Genomic DNA, 16,729 nt, shown 5'->3' on the forward strand with positions numbered 1-16,729 from the left:
GTGACACGCGGCGCAAGGCTCCCACGGTGGACGAAACCCCGAGGGGAGGACGCTCGCGATGAGCACCATCTACGACGTCAAGGACAAGCTCGGACGCGACGAACGCGTCAAGACGTCGTCGCTTCTGACGACGCTGATCCGCAAGCCGGAACTCGGTGCCGTGGCGGGCCTCGTGCTCGTCATCGTCTTCTTCCTGGTCTTCGCCAGCCCGACGATGTTCACGCTCGCCGGCATCATGAACATCATGGCGCCGGCGTCCCAGCTCGGCATCCTGGCGATCGGCGCCGCCCTGCTGATGATCGGCGGCGAGTTCGACCTGTCGCTCGGCTCCATGATCGCCTTCGCGGGCCTCGTGTTCGCCGCGGCCCTGGTCGTCTGGCACATGCCGCTGGCCGCCGCCATCCTGATCGCGTTCCTGGTCGCCTTGGTCGTCGGCACCGTCAACGCCCAGATCGTCATCCGAACCGGCCTGCCGTCCTTCATCGTGACCCTGGCGTTTCTGTTCATCCTGCGCGGCCTCACCCTCGTCGGGCTGAAGTGGGCGAGCGGCGGCGCCACGCAGTTGCGCGGCATCAAGGATGTCGTCGAGGGAAGCACGCTCGCCGGCTTCTTCTCGGGCAACGCCCTCGAAGGGCTGTTCGCCTGGATGGCGGCCCACGACATGATCGACAAGTTCCCCAACGGTCTTCCCAAGGTGTCCGGCGTGCCGGTGGAAGCCGTCTGGTTCGTGCTCTTCGCCCTCTTCGCCACCTGGCTCCTGCTGCGCACCAAGTTCGGCAACTGGATCTTCGCCTCGGGTGGCGACGCTCGGGCGGCGCGCAACTCCGGCGTGCCGGTCAATCGGGTGAAGACGACGCTGTTCGTCGTCACCGCCGCCTGCGCCACGCTCGTCGCCATCATCACGGTGCTCGACGCTGGATCGACCGACGCTCGCCGAGGCTTCCAGAAGGAGTTCGAGGCCATCATCGCGGCCGTGATCGGCGGTTGCCTGCTGACCGGCGGCTACGGCTCGGCGATCGGCGCCTTCTTCGGGTCCCTGATCTTCGGCATGGTGCTGATCGGCCTGACCTACACGACGATCGACCAGGATTGGTACCTCGTCTTCCTCGGCACGATGCTGCTGGTCGCCGTCGTGTTCAACAACGTCGTTCGCAAGCGCGTCACGGGGGAGCGTTGACATGGCCGAGACCCCGATCATCGAGGTCCGCGACCTCGTCAAGCACTTCGGCTCCGTCATCGCGCTGAACGGCGTATCGCTGAAGGTTTCGAGCGGCGAGGTGCTCTGCCTGCTCGGCGACAACGGCGCGGGCAAGTCGACCCTGATCAAGACCCTGGCGGGCGTCCACAAGCGCTCGGCGGGCGACTTCCTGGTCGATGGCAGGAGCATCGACTTCGAAAGCCCGCGCGATGCGCTCGATGCCGGCATCGCCACCGTCTACCAGGACTTGGCGATGATCCCGCTGATGTCGATCACCCGGAACTTCTTCATGGGTCGCGAGCCGCTGAAGGGCTTCGGTCCGTTCCGCTACATGGACATGAAGCGGGCCGATACCGTCACCCGGGAAGAGATGCACAAGATCGGCATCGACATCCGCGACCCTCAACAGGCCGTGGGCACGCTGTCGGGCGGCGAACGCCAGTGCGTCGCCATCGCCCGCGCGGTCTACTTCGGCGCCAAGGTGCTGATCCTCGACGAGCCGACCTCGGCGCTCGGCGTGGCGCAGACGTCGATGGTGTTGAAATACATCGACCTCGTCCGCTCCAAGGGGCTCGGGGTCGTCTTCATCACCCACAACGTCCGCCACGCCTTCGCGGTCGGCAACCGCTTCACGGTGCTGAACCGCGGCCGCACGCTCGGGACCCACGCCAAGGGCGAGATCGCCATGGATGCCCTGCAGAACCTGATGGCCGGCGGCAAGGAACTGCAGGAACTGTCGGGCGAACTCGGCGGCACGATCTGAGCGGACCCATCCCCATCCACGATGCCGGCCGACGCGGCCAAAGGAACCCGATGCCCGACACAGCCCCCTTCACCCTCGCGGTCTGCGCCGAGATGGTGTTCCGCGACCTCCCCGTCACCGAGCGGATCGCCCGCATCGACGCGCTGGGCTTCCAGGTCGAGATCTGGGACTGGAGACGGCACGACATCGACGCCCTCAAGGCGACGGGCGCGACCTTTTCGTCGATGACCGGCTACGTCACCGGCCGGCTCGCGGACGACGAGGGTGCCGACGACCTCCTGCGTACCGCCGAGCAGTCCATCCCGGTGGCGCACCGGCTCAATATCCCGCGCCTCAACCTGCATGGTACCGGGCTGGGCGAGGGTGGGCTGCCGGTGACGCCCAGCCATGTCGTGACCGGCGACATGTGGATGAAAGCGCAGGAAACGCTGACCCGCATCGCCGACCTCGGGAAGCGGCACGGCGTCATGTTCGTGCTGGAGAACCTCAATGCCGCCGTCGACCATCCGGGCGTGCCCTTCGGCCGGGCCGAGGACTGCCTGGCGCTGGTCAAGGCCGTCGACCGGCCGGAGTTGCGCCTGATGCTCGACCTCTACCACGCCCAGATCGGCGAGGGGAACCTGATCGAGCTGCTGCGCCGGGCCGCGCCCTACATCGGCGAGATCCAGGTCGCCGACGTGCCGGGTCGGTGCGAGCCGGGGACGGGCGAGATCAACTACCCGGCCATCGCCCGCGAACTGAAACGCCTGGGCTACCGCGGCACCGTCGGCCTCGAAGGCTTCGCGTCGGGCGACGACGCGCTGGCGTTGAGCCGCTTCCGCGACGCATTCACCGTCCCGGCGGAACGGCAGGCGGCCTGACGCACGCATGCGCGCGACGGGACCTGTCCCGACCGCGCCCCATCCTCATCGCTTCATCAAGGACGACAGACGTGACAACCATCGGATTGCTGGGCGCGGGCCGCATCGGCGCGCTACACGGGCGCAACATCGCGGGGAGCGCCAAGGCCCGCCTGACCGCCATCGCGGATGCCGTGCCGGCCCCCGCCGAAGCCCTCGGGCGGGAACTCGGCGTGCCGGTGCGCAGCGTCGACGAGATCCTGGCGGACCGGTCCATCCAGGCCGTGGTGATCTGCTCCTCCACCGACACCCACGCCGAGCTGATCGAGGCCGCGGCCCGGGCCGGGAAGGCGGTGTTCTGCGAGAAGCCGGTCGATCTCAGCTCCGAACGCATCAAGGGCTGCCTCGACGTCGTCGATGCCGCCGGCATCCCCTTGATGATCGGGTTCAACCGCCGCTTCGACCCTCACTTCGCGACCCTGCAGGCGCGCCTCGCCGAGGGCGAGATCGGCGACGTGGAACTGGTCACGATCCTGTCCCGCGATCCCGCGCCGCCGCCGATCGCCTATATCGCGCGCTCGGGCGGCCTGTTCCGGGACATGATGATCCACGACTTCGACATGGCGCGCTTCCTGCTGGGCGAAGAACCCGTCGAGGTGCATGCGGTCGGCTCTGCGCTGGTCGATGCCGCGATCGGCACGGCCGGCGACGTCGACACCGCGGCCGTCCTGCTCAAGACCGCGTCGGGCAAGATCTGCCAGATTTCGAACTCCCGACGTGCCACTTACGGCTATGACCAGCGTGTGGAGGTGCACGGGTCGAAGGGCATGTTGCGCGCGCAGAACATGCACGAATCGACCGTGGAGCGGGCCGACGCCGAAGGGTTCCGCAGCGCGCCGGTCGTCAACTTCTTCCTCGAGCGCTACCTTCCGGCCTACAAACGCGAACTCGACCACTTCCTTCGATGCCTGGAGACGGGGCAGCGTCCGGCACCGACCGGCCACGACGGCCTCCAGGCCCAGAAGTTGGCCGACGCCGCCACGGTTTCGGCGCAGACCGGACAACCGCAAAAGGTGTGACCCTCGCAGGCTGTGGCGCATGCGGCTGCCGTTCGAGGCTCGACATGCGAGCAGCAGCCGAGCGCGCCCATCATCGGTCGATCGATGGGTGAGGCGGAATCGCCGAAAGGAACGGGCCATGTCCGCCAGAGCGCTTTCGCCTTCGGCGCATTCGCTCCAACTTCGAATCGAGAGTAGTTTCAACGGCTCCGTGTCGCCGAGGCGAGCCAGAGCAAGCCGATACTGCTCTGACCTATGACATAGACCCTGCACCACGTCGTTCGCACGAGGCCGTGCGCTCTATCGGTTCAGCGTCGCCCGACACTGCGCGATGAGGTGGCGCGACTCCTCCATGGTCTGCCGCAAGGCCTCCCGCGCATGTCTCGACCGGGCAAGGGTCTCGCGCGCGCGCGCCAGGAACGCCCGGCTCTCTTCGACGGTGGCGCGGAGAGCAGGGTCTCGGTAAGCGCGGCTCATGGTGCGACCTCCTGTGACATGCGAAGTCAAATCCCGACCATCCAAGATCGGGTGCATGTCGTGCCGCACCCCGGGTTTCGGCCCGGGCCTTGCCGCACCGCTGGTCCGGCACGGGTGCACCCGAATGCGATCCTCCACGTTGGAGGAAGGCCGGGAACCGACGGAGCCTTGCCGGGAAGGTGGCCGAGGCAGGCCCAAGGACGGGGGATCGTGTTGCTCGACATACGATTGATGGAGGCCGCGGATGTCGAGCCCACGGCGACCCTGTTCCAGGAGATGCAGGCGCATTACCGCGTGGCGTGTCCATCCTTCGCCGACATCGTGGCGAGCCTCGCGAAGCGGCCCGGCGGCGTCGACCTGCTCGTCGCGGCGGACCCGACCATCGTCGGCTTCGCGGCCCTCGGTGCGATCTTTCCAGGGCCAGGCCTGAAGCCTGGCCTGTTCCTCAAGGACCTGTTCGTCTCAGCGCAGGCGCGCCGGCGGGGCATCGGACGAAGGTTGATGCAAGCCGCGGCCCGCCTCGCGGTGGAGCGGGGGTTCGCTCGCCTGGATTGGACCGCCGACCGTGGCGACGTCGGTCTCCTCAGGTTCTACGCCGATCTCGGCGGGACCGAGCAGCCCGAGAAGGTCTTCCTTCGGCTCGCCGGGCAGGCCTTGACCGATCTCGCCACGGCCGACTGGGGCGGACGACCGGAGTGAGACCACCCGGTCGGCGACCGGCACCTGTGGCTTTCTCGCACCGGCCCGGGAGGGATCACCCCGCCACAGCAGTTTGCGGTGCCGCCCTGTCGGCGCCGTCGTAGGCCTCGGCGGCGTTCAGCGTCACCATGGAGGCGTGCCAGTCCATCACCTTGGCCCACATCCGATCCTCGGCCCGGCGACGGACCTTCTCCACCGTGAACGAGAAGGCGCCGCGTGCGGCCTCGTCCGGCGCCACGGCGGCGATCTTGCGACGAAGCACCTCGTCGGCCGCGACCAGCTCGAGCAGGCGATCGGCATCCGAACCGGATCCGCCCCGTGTCCGCAGGGCATCGAAGAGACCGATGCGGTACTGCTCTCGTTCCATCTCCGAACCGAGCGACGCGAAGTCGCCGATCACGCGCTCGGGCGACGTCGAGGCGAGGGAAGCGTCGCGCCCCGCCTGGCGGGCACGCTGGTTCGAGCGGTCCGATGCGGGATCGCCGGCTCTGGCGGTCTGGCCCTGGGCCCGTGCCCCGTCGCCCATCCGGATGCCGTCGGGCGCGGAAGCAGACGGGCCGGGGCCGGCATCGGCGACCTTGGAAGACGCCTCCGACCCCTCCACGCTCCCTTGGAGCTTCGGTCGATAGACCAGTCGACCCGCCAGCTGCATGGTGATGGCGAGACCGGCGAGAAGCATGGTGTAGTTGAGAAGGATGAGCTGAGCGGGAACGATGCCGTTCAGCTCGCGGGCCAATCCGAGCGCGACGGGGAACACCCAGCTCAGGGTCGAGATCGCGCCGCAGCCGAGGACGACCGAACGCCGGACCTGGTCGACGCCGTGGAACAAGGGCTTGCCGACGTTGCGGACGAGGAGCGGCAGCGCGAGCGTCTCGACGAAGAGGGCGTTGATGGTCAGCACCACCACGACCACCAGCTTGGCCTGGAGCTTGGGATTGGCGAGCACGGAGGCGGGCCCGTCCGGCGCTATGGCGATGATCAGCAACCCCGATGTCCAGACGACGATGAGCCCGGCCTTGACGAAGATGGAGACGAACTTCGTCAAGTCCACATTCTGCGGCGTGACCTTGGAACCTCGCAGCAGTCGCACCAGGTCGATGTCGAGCATCAGGACACCGCCGACACCGAAGACGACGCCGAGGATGTGGAACAGGAGGAGAATCGTTTTCGGGGTCATGTCCTCAGACCTCTTGTATTGAAAGATGGAAACCGGTCCGTCTGGTCCGTCGCCGAACGCCGGTATGGATGCGGGGATCGCGGCGAGACAGGGAGGCGCCGCGGCTATGCGATGTCAGGCGACGCTCCTGCCGCTCAACATTTGGACGAACAGCATTTCCGCGACGGCGCCTGCCGGTCGGGGAGGGCTGATGAGGTAGCCTTGCGCTTCGACACATCCCTCGCGCTTCAAGTGCGCCAGTTGCTCGGCCGTCTCCACGCCTTCCGCGGTGGTCGACATGCCGAGGCCGTAGCCGAGATCCATCACGGCCCTGACGATGGCCATGCATCCGTCGGTTTCGGCCAGGTCGCGCACGAAGGAGCGGTCGATCTTGATCTTGTCGAACGGGAACTTGCGAAGATAGCTCAGCGACGAGTAGCCGGTGCCGAAATCATCCATGGAGATGCGGACACCGAGGTCGCGCAACTGGTGCAACGTGGCGAGCGTGGCCTCCGTGTCTTGCAGCAGCAGACCTTCGGTGATCTCCAACTCCAGGCGATCCGCCTTCAGGCGCGAGGACGCCAGGGCCGACATGACGTGCAGCACCAGGGAGCCGCTGCGGAACTGCAATGGCGACAGGTTGACGGCGACCTTGATGTCGTCGGGCCAGGTCGCCGCCTCGCGACAGGCCGTCTTGAGCACCCAAGCCCCGATCGCCTCGATCTCGCCGACCTCCTCGGCCAAAGAGATGAACTCGACGGGGGACACCATGCCCCGGGTGGGGTGGTTCCAGCGGATCAGGGCTTCGAAGCCGCAGATGGCGTCGCTGTCGATGTTGACGAGAGGCTGGTAGTAGAGTTCGAACTCGTCGTTGACGAGGGCACGCCGCAGGTCGAGTTCCAACTCGCGCCGGGCCAGCATCTGCGCGTCCATGCCGAGTTCGAAGAAGCGAAGCATTCCACGCCCTTCCGTCTTGGCCCGATACAAGGCCAAGTCGGCGTTCTTGAGCAGGTCGTCCGCGCCATCGCCATCGTGGGGCGCCAGCGATACGCCCACGCTGGCCCCGATCACGATCTGGTATCCCCGGATCTCGTACGGCTCGCTCAAGCGTGCGATGATCTGCTCTCCCAGCAGGGTGCTGTCGGCCGGCTGCTCCGCACCGACCTGGATGAGCGCAAACTCGTCGCCGCCGAGCCGCGCCACCAAGGTCCTGTCCGAGACGAAGGACTGCAGGCGTTCGGCAACGGCCGTGAGCAGAGCGTCGCCGACCGGGTGGCCGAGCGTGTCGTTGACCTGCTTGAACCGGTCGAGATCGAGGCAGAACACCGCAACGGTCTTGTCCGGCAACCATTCCGTCAGGGCGCGCTCGAGCTCCGATCCGAAGAGGACGCGGTTGGGCAGCCCGGTCAGCGCGTCATGGTGCGCCATGTGGCTGATCTGTTCTTCGGCCCGCATCCGCTCGCTGGTCTGCTCCTGCATGTTCATGAGGGCGCGCGCCACGGTGCCGAGTTCGTCGACCCGCTTCGTGTGCGGGATCGCCTCGTGCAGGCATCCTTTCGCGATGTTGTTGATCGAAGCCGCCAGATCGCGGAGGGGGCGCACGAGTTGCAGACCCAGGGCGGACAGGACGCCGAACAGGATGACGCCGGCGACCGAGATGCCGGCGACGAGGTGCCAGGACAGGGCCTGTGCGCCGCGTGTGATCTGATCGATGGGACGGACCACCTCGATGATGCCGCGGACGTCACCCACTTTCCAGTCACGCTTCGGCGACTGGGGGTTCGCGTTATGGCAAGCGACGCAGCTCGCATCCATGCGGTCGCCGACGGCCACGCGCAGCACCTCTCGCCCACCGACGACTTCGCGACGCTCGAAATGGGCCGAAGGATCGAGGGACAGCTTGTCCCAGGCTTCACGTTGGAAGTCGTCGAGCACGCGGCCGGCTCGCGTCGGCCAGGGGAAAGGGCTGACGAGGCCGACCTTGACCTGGTCGTTGCTGAAGGCTTGCGCGACGTCGAGGATGAACGTGGTCGGGACAGGGATGGCGGAAGGGTCGTTCTTGTAGCTTGCCGAAGCTTTCGCGCCGTCTTTCACGGCTTTCGATACGACATTCTCGGAATAGAAGGCGCGCAAGGCCCTGAGCTGGTCGGCCGTCTGCAGGCCCTTCACCACGGCCTCTTCCAGCGCAGTATCGACGACGGCCCTGGGCGTGTAGACGCTGATGGCGATCACCATGACGGCGACCACCAGTAAGATCGGCACCAGCATCTTTATCAGGAGCGAACTCTGCAGCACTCTGACGTGCTGAGGCATCCGCAGCGACCTGAAGTCGCAGGATTTCGCAATCGCAAGCGCGTTCATTGATAGCCGTCCGGGCTGAACTTGAGCCAGAATTAAGCTAAGAGGTCTCTAAATTCCTAATCGTCCTACATTCTGGCTCATAACGGCCGTAATGTCGCAGGCTGCAGTGCATGTCGGGGCGAGCCTGAGCGGGAACACACGCTCCCAGACGCGCTGGACTGCATGAGGCTGCGTCCGCTTCCGCCGACGGCGCGTCAGGCGTGGACCGACCGCACTCCAGCCGTGGCGGTCGCGCCGTCGTCCCAGGGCGTCCCCGCGAAGCACACCGGCTGAATGCTTGGACCCGTCGATCGCGGCGGCACCAGCACACGAGTTCGACAGCCGGGACGCCACCCTCCGCATCCTCTAACGTCGTCCGGCCGTTACCAGCAACAATCCGCGACGACGTTCAACGAGGGATCCTACAAGCTGCAAATCTCGCGTTCCGATATGGCGGACCTGGCGCATTTCCTGGCGGTTGCTCGGCGGCGTAGCTTCCGGCAGGCTGGCCTCGATCTCGGTGTGAGCGGCTCAGCCCTCAGCCATTCATTGAAGGCATTGGAGGCGCGTATCGGCGTACGGCTGCTCAACCGCACGACCCGGAGCGTCACGCTGACCGCTGCGGGAGAGCATCTATACGCGGCGATCTCGGAACCGATCGACACCCTCGGTCAGGCTCTGGAGGCGTTGAACCGCTTTCGGGATCGTCCTGCGGGCCGCATCCGCCTGAATGTGCCGCATGATGCAGCCATCCACCTGCTCACCCCCGTGATCCCGACCTATGTCGAGCGCTATCCCGACCTGGAACTGGAAGTCGCTGTGTCGAACCACATGGTCGACGTGACCGATGGCGGCTACGATGCCGGCATCCGGTTTGGGGGCACGGTTCCGGAAGACATGATCGCTCGACGCTTGTCCTCCGGCATTCGCTGGGTTGTCGTAGGCAGTCCTGCCTATCTCGACCGACATGGCATCCCGCGCCACCCGGATGACCTGATGCATCATCAGTGTCTGCGCATTCGTGACGGTGCCGGACGCGCGTACGAATGGGAGCTCGAACGGGACGGCCAAGCGCGCACGGTTTCCGTTCCCGGCGCCATGATCATCGATGAGACGAGGTTTGCCATCGGTTTGGTCGAGAAGGGGGTGGGGCTCGCCTATGCTCCGAAACTCGCTGTGGAACAGGGGATTGCCCAAGGGTCTCTACGCCAAGTGCTGGAAGATTGGTCGTCGACCGGACCCGGATATTATTTGTATTACTCCAGCAAGCGCCAATTGCCGATGGGCCTCAAGGTCCTGATCGAACTCATCCGCGAGCTTCGTCCGCTCGGCTACTGACCCGCGCCCATTAATGAGGCCGGCTCACCGTCCCGAGAGGAAGAGGTCGGCTAATCGCTGAGCCGCTTGAGGTCTATGTCTCGGGCGAACAGCGGAAAGCAGAATGATGGGCACTTCCTTCGAGGGCAAAGTAGCGTTGGTAACAGGTGGCGCATCGGGCATCGGCCTGGGCACGGCAATGGCTTTTGCGGAAGCAGGCGCCTCGGTCGCCATCGTCGATGTCGATGCGGAGGCTGCAGAGCAGGTCGCTGCGGACCTCAGGATCGGTGACAAAGCCATCGGCATCGTCTGCGATGTTTCCCAAGAGGCGGCGATCGAAGTGATGATCGCCAAGGTCGCCGGCACCTTCGGCCGGCTCAGCTTCGCCTTCAACAACGCCGGCATACACGTCCCCGTCTCCGACACGGCGGATGCCAGCACCCAGGATTTCGGCAGGCTGATGGGCGTGAACCTGCGCGGGACTTGGCTCTGCATGAAGCACGAGCTCCGCCGCATGCGGGCGCAGGGTGGTCCCGCGGCGATCGTGAACTGCTCGTCGCAAAACGGGCTGACCGGCAATCCGGGTCTCGGGGCCTATGTCGCATCCAAGCACGCGGTGATCGGCATGACCCGTGCGGCGGCACTCAAATATGCGCGCAAGGACATCCGCATCAATGTGATCTGCCCTGGTGCCGTCGATACGCCGATGGTGGCCAAGGCCATGGCTGAGCACCCCGACGACATGCAGGGTGCCATCGACAACATTCCCCTCGGCCGCCTCGGCCGGGTCGAGGAGATCGCGTCAGCCGTACTGTGGCTGTGCAGCCCCGGTGCCGGGATGATGGTCGGCCAGATCGTCACGCCCGATGGCGGATAAACCGCGATCTGACCGACCGAAGCAACGGTCGCTGGTGTCCTGAAGCAGGAACGTCGCTTCGTCATCGGCACCGTCATCGTCCCCAATGACCAAATCAGCAGGTCCGATATGAACCCCGTCTATGACTTTTCCAGCAAGGTTGCGCTCGTCACCGGCGCCAAGGGTGGTATGGGCTTCGCCACGGCCGAAGCCTTTGCCAGGAGCGGTGCCGCCGTCATCCTGGGCGACGTCGATGAAAAGGCGGTCCAGGAGGCTGCAGCCAAGCTGACCGCGGCGGGCTACCAGGCGATCGGCATGGCCTGCGATGTCTCGGACGAGGCGCAGGCGGCAGCATTGGTCGGGCGAGCTGTCGGCGAATTCGGGCGGCTCGATTTCGCCTACAACAACGCCGGCATCCAGGCGCCGCCAGCGGACGCTGCGGACGAGACTGCGGAGGATTTCGATCGGGTGCAGGCGGTGAACCTGCGCGGCATCTGGGCGTGCATGAAGCATGAGCTGAAGCAGATGCGGAGCCAAGGCTCAGGGGCCATCGTCAATTGTTCGTCGCTGGGCGGCCTCGTCGGCCTGCCCGGGCGCGTCGCCTATCACGCCTCGAAGCACGGAGTGATCGGGCTGACGAAAAGCGCGGCACTCGACTATGCTCCGCGCGGCGTTCGCATCAACGCCATCTGCCCCGGTGTCATCGAGACTCCCATGGTGGCCGACATGCTCAAGACGCAGCGAGCAGCGATGGACGAGTTCCTGAAGCAGCAGCCGATCGGCCGTCTCGGCACAGCCGAGGAGATGGCCCAGACGGTGCTGTGGCTCTGCAGCCCGGGTGCCAGTTTCGTCGTCGGCGTGGCGCTGCCCGTGGACGGGGGCTTCACCGCTCACTGAGGGCACGCCTTCGCGACAAGACGGACGGGGCTAGAGCAGATCGCGATCAGGTCGAGTCACCTGATCGCGTGAAGATGCTCGCAAGAACATGGCACTAGAGCTGAAGTCGCGAGCCAAGGCGAGCGGCGACGGCTCTAGAGCAGATCGCGATCAGGTCGAGTCACCTGATCGCGTGAAGATGCTCGCAAAAACATGGTACTAGTCCCTCGATCGCGGGCCCAGCTCCGACGCCACCCGGTCCACGAAGGCGCGCAGCTTCGGCGCCGTCGACCGCCCCGCGGGGAACAGGAGATGGAGGGTTCTCTCGGGCGCCCGATAGTGCTGCAGCACCGGGCAAAGCCGTCCGCGGCCGATCGCGGTCTCGACGACCGCCGCCGGTTGAAGGATGACACCGTGGCCCTCGACCGCCGCGGCGACGAGCACGCGGCCGTCGTTGACCTGGAAACGGCTGGCGACCGTCACGGCGCGACTCCGCCCGTCCTTCGTGAACACCCATTCGGCGTAGGGACGGCCCGACCAGTTCACGTATCCGAGACAGTCGTGTGCGACGAGGTCCTCGGGATGCTGGGGAACGCCCCGGGCGGCGAGATAGGCCGGCGACGCGCAGGCGATTTGGCGATGGGTCTCGAGCACGCGCGACACCAGGGTACTGTCGACGAGCGGGCCTAGCCTGAACACGGCGTCGTATCCCTCGTCGACCACGTCCACGTATCGGTCGGACAGGGACAGCTCCACCTGCACCTCGGGGAAGTCGCGCAGGAAGCGCGTCACCAAGGGCGCCACCTTGCCGGCCCCGTAGTTGACGGGCGCGCCGATCCGAAGCCGACCGCGCGGCCTCGCGCCGAGGTCTCGCGCCAGCGCCTCCGCGGCTTCGGTCTCGGCCAGGATGACCCGGCACCGCTCATAGAAGACCTGGCCCGTCTCGGTGAGGCTCTGGCGCCGCGTCGTCCGCCGGAGGAGTTGGGTGCCGAGCCGCTCTTCCAGGGCGCCGACGTGCTTGCCGACCATCTGCGGGGAGGTCCCCATCGCCGTGGCGGCCGCGGTGAGCGACCCGAGTTCGACGGTCTTGGCGAAGGCTTGCATGCTGGTGAGCCGGTCCACGATCCCAAACCATCCGTTTGCAGACATCCCCCGTACCCTACGTTTTTCCCGCCCCGCTGGATGCTATCTCGAGATCCGAGACCGAAGTTCGCGATCCGGCGGGTTCGGGCGTGCAGGGAAGGAGCGCGACATGCGCGATGCGTTGAGGGTCGGCGTCGTCGGGGCGAGCGCCCGGGGCGGATGGGCGCGGGACTCCCACGTGCCGGCCATCCAGGCCCTGAAAGGCCTGGAACTGGCCGCCGTCGCCACCAACGGCCGCGCCACGGCGGACGCCGCCTCGCGGGCCTTCGGCGTGCCCGGCTTCCCGAGCGGACTGGATCTCGTCCGCGACGGCGATGTCGACGTCGTCGCCGTCTGCACGCGGGTGCCGGACCATCGCGAGATCGTGCTCGCGGCGCTCGCGGCCGGCAAACACGTCTACTGCGAGTGGCCACTCGGGTGCGACATCGCGGAGGCGGAGGAGATGGCCGCCGCCGCCGCCGCGGCCGGCGTGCACGTCGCCATCGGGCTGCAACTCCGGAGGAGCCCCGCGGTGCTGACGGCGCGCGACCTGGTCGCCTCGGGTGCGATCGGCCGCCCGCTGAGCGCCTCGGCGCTGTCGACGACCATGGGCTTCGGCCCCGAGGTGCCGTCGCAGTTCCTGTATCTGGAGGACCCAGCCAACTTCGCCAACCTGGTCACGATCCAAGGCGCCCACACGCTCGACCTCGCGCTGACCGTCGCGGGCCCCTTGACCGATCTCGGCGCGCTCCTGACCAGGCAGTTCCCGATCATCCGGGCCGGAGATGCCCGGGAGGAGCGGCCACGGGCCACATTCGACCACCTGCTCGTGCACGGCACACTCGGATCGGAGGCGGCGCTCTCGGTCGGGGTGTCCGGCGGACGGACCGGGAGCACGCCCTTTCGCCTCGAGGTCGTCGGCGAGACGGGCTCGCTCCTGTTGGAGGGCGGGGCGCCGCGCGGGCTGCAGTCCGGCCGCGTTCGGTTGTCGCGCGATGGGTCCCCGCAGCCGGTCGACGAGGGGGAACTCGCCGATCTGTCCGACGCGGCCGCGAATGTCGGCGGCGTCTATGCCGCCCTCCGCGACGACGTGCGGGAGGGTGCCTCGACCTCCGTCGGCTTCGACCACGCCGTGCGCCTGACACGCCTGCTCACCGAGGTGTTCGCCGCGTCCGAGACCGGTCGGCGACGGACGGCGGACGGGTGGCCCGTCCGCTGAACACCCGGCGAGCCGTGCGAGAACACGGTGCGATCGGCTCCATCCGAGTCGTCGAACGGCCTCGACGGCCGGGCCCCTCCGACCGAAGGTCGACATCGGGACCTCACGTCGCTAAAGGCCACGCTACCTTTGTGAGATCGGGCCCATGCTCCACGGACGCTGCCACTGTGGCGCCATCCAGTTCCAGATGCCGGATCGGGTCGTCGCGAGTTCGGTGTGCTATTGCGACGATTGCCGAAGGCAGTCAGGTGCACCCATGCTGGCCTGGGCCATGGTGGCTCGAGATAGCGTGTCGCTCACCGGCAAGCCGAGCGTCTACAGATCGTCTGTCGACGGGCGACGATCGTTTTGCGGATCGTGTGGGACGGGGTTGTTCTTTACGAATGGTGCCCTCGACCAGATGGGGATGACGCAGGTGAGGATCGCGGCGCTCGATGAGCCCGATGCGATCCGCCCGCAGGTCCAAGTCCAGACGGCGGATCGCGCGAACTGGATTGCGTCCGTCCACGAGCTTCCTGCCTTCGAACGCTTTCCGAAGTGACATGCCGGGCAACAGCGACTTCTTTCCCGGCTTCGACCGTCGCGACATCCAGATCGGGAAGGTCAAGATCCACCTCGAGGTCGGAGGGAGCGGGCCGCCGCTGCTCCTCCTACACGGCCACCCGCAGACGCACGTCACCTGGCACAAGGTGGCGCCCCGCCTGGCCGACCGCTTCACCCTCGTGGTTCCCGACCTGCGCGGCTACGGCGACTCCGACAAGCCTGCCGGCGGCGCCGGGCACGAGGCCTATGCGAAGCGTGCCATGGCGGCCGATCAGGTCGGCGTCATGGCGGCGCTGGGCTTCGACCGTTTCGGTCTCGTGGGGCATGATCGGGGTGGGCGGGTCGCCCATCGCCTGGCGCTCGACCACCCGCACGCCGTCGAGCGGATCGCCGTCTTCGACATCGCCCCGACCGCCACCATGTATGCCCGCACCGACATGGCCTTCGCAACCCGTTACTTCTGGTGGTTCTTCCTGATCCAGCCCTTCCCCTTGCCGGAGCGGCTGATCGCGGCCGACCCGGAGTTCTTCCTCCGCACCCACATCGAAGGACAGAGCAAGACCCCGGGCTCGACGTCCGAGGCCGTCTTCGCCGAGTACCTCAGGTGCTATCTCGACCCCGCGACCCGTCACGCCATCTGCGAGGACTACCGGGCCGCCGCCACCGTCGACCTCCGCGACGACGCCGCCGACGCCAGCAACCGCATCGTCGCACCGCTGCTCGCGCTATGGGGCGCGAAGGGAACGGTGGGGCAGCTCTACGACGTGCGGGAGACTTGGCGCGAGAAGGCGTTGGACGTGCGTGGCCGGGCGCTCGACTGCGGCCACACGCTGCAGGAGGAGAGGCCGGACGACGTGGTGCGCGAACTGCTCGCGTTCTTTGCCTGAAGGGCCGGTGCCGATCGATGTCCCGATGCGTCTCGGGCTTCGCCGATGGCGGTCGTTTCCGATTATCTCACGAGGCGGGCGGCCCTGACGGCTTGATTGAACATCGCCTGCAGCGCAGTGTCGATGTCGGCATCGGTATTGGCGGTGAAGAAGAAACCGGGTGAGGCGCACGACTTGAGGTCCGCCGGGATCTTCGAGATGATGGTGTTGACTTGGTCCGACTCGCCCTTCTCACCCGCGGTCGGGTTCAGCACGGGCTGGTAGGGGATGTAGAGGATGGAGATCGTCACTCCGATCGATTGCGCGTACTGGCAATAGTTGAAGTTGTTGGGCTCCTGCGGTTGCGATCCGTTGAAGCCGTTGTTCGTATATTGTTGTGCGTTGTCCATTCCGTCGGTGACGATGAAAAGAAATGGCTTCGGCGAGTACTGGTCGACGCCGGAGCCGATCGTCTTCACGTATTTCTGCATGTCCGGCAGGAGATTTTCGAAATGCGTGCCACCAGCGCCCATGCTCTTGGACTGCGATGTCGAGAGGCCGGCGTCGAGGTAGCTGTCTGCGAGGGTGTTGCCGACGGCCGCGACCCCGTCGTAGCTCGCCGACAGGGCCGATGCCTCGAGTACGTCATCGACGAACGGATAGGCGCCGACCCTGTACTGGTTCGGCATGGTCTGGGTGTTTTTGGCCGTGGTCACGAGGTGGGCGACCGCAGTGCCGACCGAGTCGATGCGCAGCTTGATGCCGCTCGCCCGCGCGGCCCTATAGCCCGCATCGTTGCCCGAGTAGTGGCAGGCGAACTGGCAACCGTTGTTCACGTTCTGCAGCTTCGTCTCATCGTCGACGCTCGTCGGCAGGCCCATGGAACCCGAGACGTCGAGCGCGAGGTAGAAGTCTATGTAGGAACCGAGGGTCAGCGAGGACCCGGCCGACACACCGAGCGCAAACGATTTGACCCCGAACAGGCCGCCGAACGACGTCGGCGACGTCGCGTTATAGCTGACGGTGGACGTGATGGTCTGCCCGACGCGCGTCAGCGTCACGTTGGGCGTGGCCGCGAGGGTGCCGGCGTCGGCGGCGGCGTCGAGTGAGAACGTCTTGCCCCCCTGCGTTTTGCCGGCCGAAATCGCGTCGTTGGTGAGGTTCGGCTCGGCCTCCGAGCTGCCGTTGGACGTGATGTAATCCCGGGCTGCCGTGATGGCCGACACCGCGGCGGCGTCTGCGGCGGAGTCGAGCCGCGCTTTGCGGGCGAGAGCGCTCGAGTAATCGACTCCAAGCCCGATCATGCCGATCACCGGCACGAGCGACAGGGCGAAGATCACGGCGCTGGTGCCGCGAAGGTCGCCGCCAAAGGCGCCGACATGGCGCGAGACGCGGTTCAT

At 66.7% G+C, this 16,729-nt stretch carries 15 protein-coding genes; 11 read left to right on the plus strand and 4 right to left on the minus strand.

Translation table 11 applies throughout. The annotated features are described in order from the left end of the window. Positions 1-58: 58 nt before the first annotated feature. From D3272_RS10380 to D3272_RS10400, 5 genes are all read left to right on the plus strand, one after another. On the plus strand, positions 59-1,177 hold the full coding sequence (locus tag D3272_RS10380; protein WP_129219085.1) for an ABC transporter permease: 1,119 nt from the start codon (positions 59-61) through the stop codon (positions 1,175-1,177). Between the two features lies 1 nt (position 1,178). Beyond that, the gene (locus D3272_RS10385) at positions 1,179-1,961 is read left to right on the plus strand and encodes an ATP-binding cassette domain-containing protein (protein ID WP_129219086.1); all 783 of its coding nucleotides are present in this window, start codon (positions 1,179-1,181) and stop codon (positions 1,959-1,961) included. A 50-nt stretch (positions 1,962-2,011) separates the two neighbouring features. Then, positions 2,012-2,821, plus strand: coding sequence for a TIM barrel protein (locus D3272_RS10390; protein ID WP_129219087.1), 810 nt, complete (start codon positions 2,012-2,014; stop codon positions 2,819-2,821). A gap of 71 nt (positions 2,822-2,892) precedes the next feature. Then, on the plus strand, positions 2,893-3,879 hold the full coding sequence (gene iolG / locus D3272_RS10395; RefSeq protein WP_129219088.1) for an inositol 2-dehydrogenase: 987 nt from the start codon (positions 2,893-2,895) through the stop codon (positions 3,877-3,879). A gap of 663 nt (positions 3,880-4,542) precedes the next feature. Beyond that, positions 4,543-5,034: a GNAT family N-acetyltransferase gene (locus D3272_RS10400; protein ID WP_428977982.1), complete on the plus strand. Its 492-nt coding sequence runs from the start codon at positions 4,543-4,545 to the stop codon at positions 5,032-5,034. A gap of 55 nt (positions 5,035-5,089) precedes the next feature. Here the strand turns inward: D3272_RS10400 and D3272_RS10405 are convergent, their stop codons facing one another. Continuing rightward, the gene (locus D3272_RS10405; protein WP_129219089.1) at positions 5,090-6,211 is read right to left on the minus strand and encodes a Nif11-like leader peptide family natural product precursor; all 1,122 of its coding nucleotides are present in this window, start codon (positions 6,209-6,211) and stop codon (positions 5,090-5,092) included. 114 nt (positions 6,212-6,325) lie between these two features. Further along, entirely contained in the window at positions 6,326-8,551 is a 2,226-nt protein-coding gene (locus D3272_RS10410) for an EAL domain-containing protein (RefSeq protein ID WP_129219090.1), read from the minus strand. Between the two features lie 273 nt (positions 8,552-8,824). Here D3272_RS10410 and D3272_RS10415 point away from each other — a divergent pair, with 273 nt between their 5' ends. From D3272_RS10415 to D3272_RS10425, 3 genes are all read left to right on the plus strand, one after another. Beyond that, positions 8,825-9,868 carry a LysR family transcriptional regulator gene (locus tag D3272_RS10415; RefSeq protein ID WP_342634174.1) on the plus strand — a complete coding sequence of 348 codons (1,044 nt, stop codon included), beginning with the start codon at positions 8,825-8,827 and terminating at the stop codon, positions 9,866-9,868. 103 nt (positions 9,869-9,971) lie between these two features. Next, positions 9,972-10,724, plus strand: a complete 753-nt coding sequence (locus D3272_RS10420; RefSeq protein WP_129219091.1) for a glucose 1-dehydrogenase — start codon at positions 9,972-9,974, stop codon at positions 10,722-10,724. Between the two features lie 108 nt (positions 10,725-10,832). Then, positions 10,833-11,600, plus strand: a complete 768-nt coding sequence (locus D3272_RS10425) for an SDR family NAD(P)-dependent oxidoreductase (protein ID WP_129219092.1) — start codon at positions 10,833-10,835, stop codon at positions 11,598-11,600. Positions 11,601-11,798: 198 nt separating this feature from the next. Here the strand turns inward: D3272_RS10425 and D3272_RS10430 are convergent, their stop codons facing one another. Next, complete coding sequence (locus tag D3272_RS10430; RefSeq protein WP_245496482.1) at positions 11,799-12,683, minus strand: LysR family transcriptional regulator; 885 nt, start codon at positions 12,681-12,683, stop codon at positions 11,799-11,801. On the opposite strand from D3272_RS10430, the gene D3272_RS10435 reads away from it, so the two are divergent. The 3 genes from D3272_RS10435 (at position 12,631) to D3272_RS10445 (ending at position 15,350) form a co-directional block, all read left to right on the plus strand. Next, on the plus strand, positions 12,631-13,920 hold the full coding sequence (locus D3272_RS10435) for a Gfo/Idh/MocA family protein (RefSeq protein WP_245496483.1): 1,290 nt from the start codon (positions 12,631-12,633) through the stop codon (positions 13,918-13,920). The two genes, D3272_RS10430 and D3272_RS10435, sit on opposite strands and share 53 nt — an antisense overlap. A 145-nt stretch (positions 13,921-14,065) precedes the next feature. Continuing rightward, positions 14,066-14,461: a GFA family protein gene (locus D3272_RS10440; protein ID WP_129219095.1), complete on the plus strand. Its 396-nt coding sequence runs from the start codon at positions 14,066-14,068 to the stop codon at positions 14,459-14,461. A gap of 1 nt (position 14,462) precedes the next feature. Then, positions 14,463-15,350 (plus strand): alpha/beta fold hydrolase, encoded by an 888-nt coding sequence (locus D3272_RS10445; protein WP_129219096.1) that lies wholly within the window; start codon positions 14,463-14,465, stop codon positions 15,348-15,350. Between the two features lie 62 nt (positions 15,351-15,412). Here D3272_RS10445 and D3272_RS10450 read toward each other — a convergent pair whose 3' ends face one another. Further along, on the minus strand, positions 15,413-16,729 hold the full coding sequence (locus D3272_RS10450; RefSeq protein ID WP_165361302.1) for a TadE/TadG family type IV pilus assembly protein: 1,317 nt from the start codon (positions 16,727-16,729) through the stop codon (positions 15,413-15,415).

It is taken from the genome of Lichenibacterium ramalinae, assembly GCF_004137085.1.
Classification (GTDB): domain Bacteria; phylum Pseudomonadota; class Alphaproteobacteria; order Rhizobiales; family Beijerinckiaceae; genus Lichenihabitans; species Lichenihabitans ramalinae.

Bases quoted from the DNA above. Each gene is read 5' to 3' on its own strand.
- D3272_RS10410 (WP_129219090.1), bottom strand. From the start codon at position 8,551: ATGAACGCGCTTGCGATTGCGAAATCCTGCGACTTCAGGTCGCTGCGG.
- D3272_RS10425 (WP_129219092.1), top strand. From the start codon at position 10,833: ATGAACCCCGTCTATGACTTTTCCAGCAAGGTTGCGCTCGTCACCGGC.
- D3272_RS10445 (WP_129219096.1), top strand. From the start codon at position 14,463: ATGCCGGGCAACAGCGACTTCTTTCCCGGCTTCGACCGTCGCGACATC.
- D3272_RS10440 (WP_129219095.1), top strand. From the start codon at position 14,066: ATGCTCCACGGACGCTGCCACTGTGGCGCCATCCAGTTCCAGATGCCG.
- D3272_RS10380 (WP_129219085.1), top strand. From the start codon at position 59: ATGAGCACCATCTACGACGTCAAGGACAAGCTCGGACGCGACGAACGC.
- D3272_RS10450 (WP_165361302.1), bottom strand. From the start codon at position 16,729: ATGAACCGCGTCTCGCGCCATGTCGGCGCCTTTGGCGGCGACCTTCGC.
- D3272_RS10420 (WP_129219091.1), top strand. From the start codon at position 9,972: ATGATGGGCACTTCCTTCGAGGGCAAAGTAGCGTTGGTAACAGGTGGC.
- D3272_RS10385 (WP_129219086.1), top strand. From the start codon at position 1,179: ATGGCCGAGACCCCGATCATCGAGGTCCGCGACCTCGTCAAGCACTTC.
- D3272_RS10415 (WP_342634174.1), top strand. From the start codon at position 8,825: ATGCTTGGACCCGTCGATCGCGGCGGCACCAGCACACGAGTTCGACAG.
- D3272_RS10430 (WP_245496482.1), bottom strand. From the start codon at position 12,683: ATGCAAGCCTTCGCCAAGACCGTCGAACTCGGGTCGCTCACCGCGGCC.
- D3272_RS10390 (WP_129219087.1), top strand. From the start codon at position 2,012: ATGCCCGACACAGCCCCCTTCACCCTCGCGGTCTGCGCCGAGATGGTG.
- D3272_RS10405 (WP_129219089.1), bottom strand. From the start codon at position 6,211: ATGACCCCGAAAACGATTCTCCTCCTGTTCCACATCCTCGGCGTCGTC.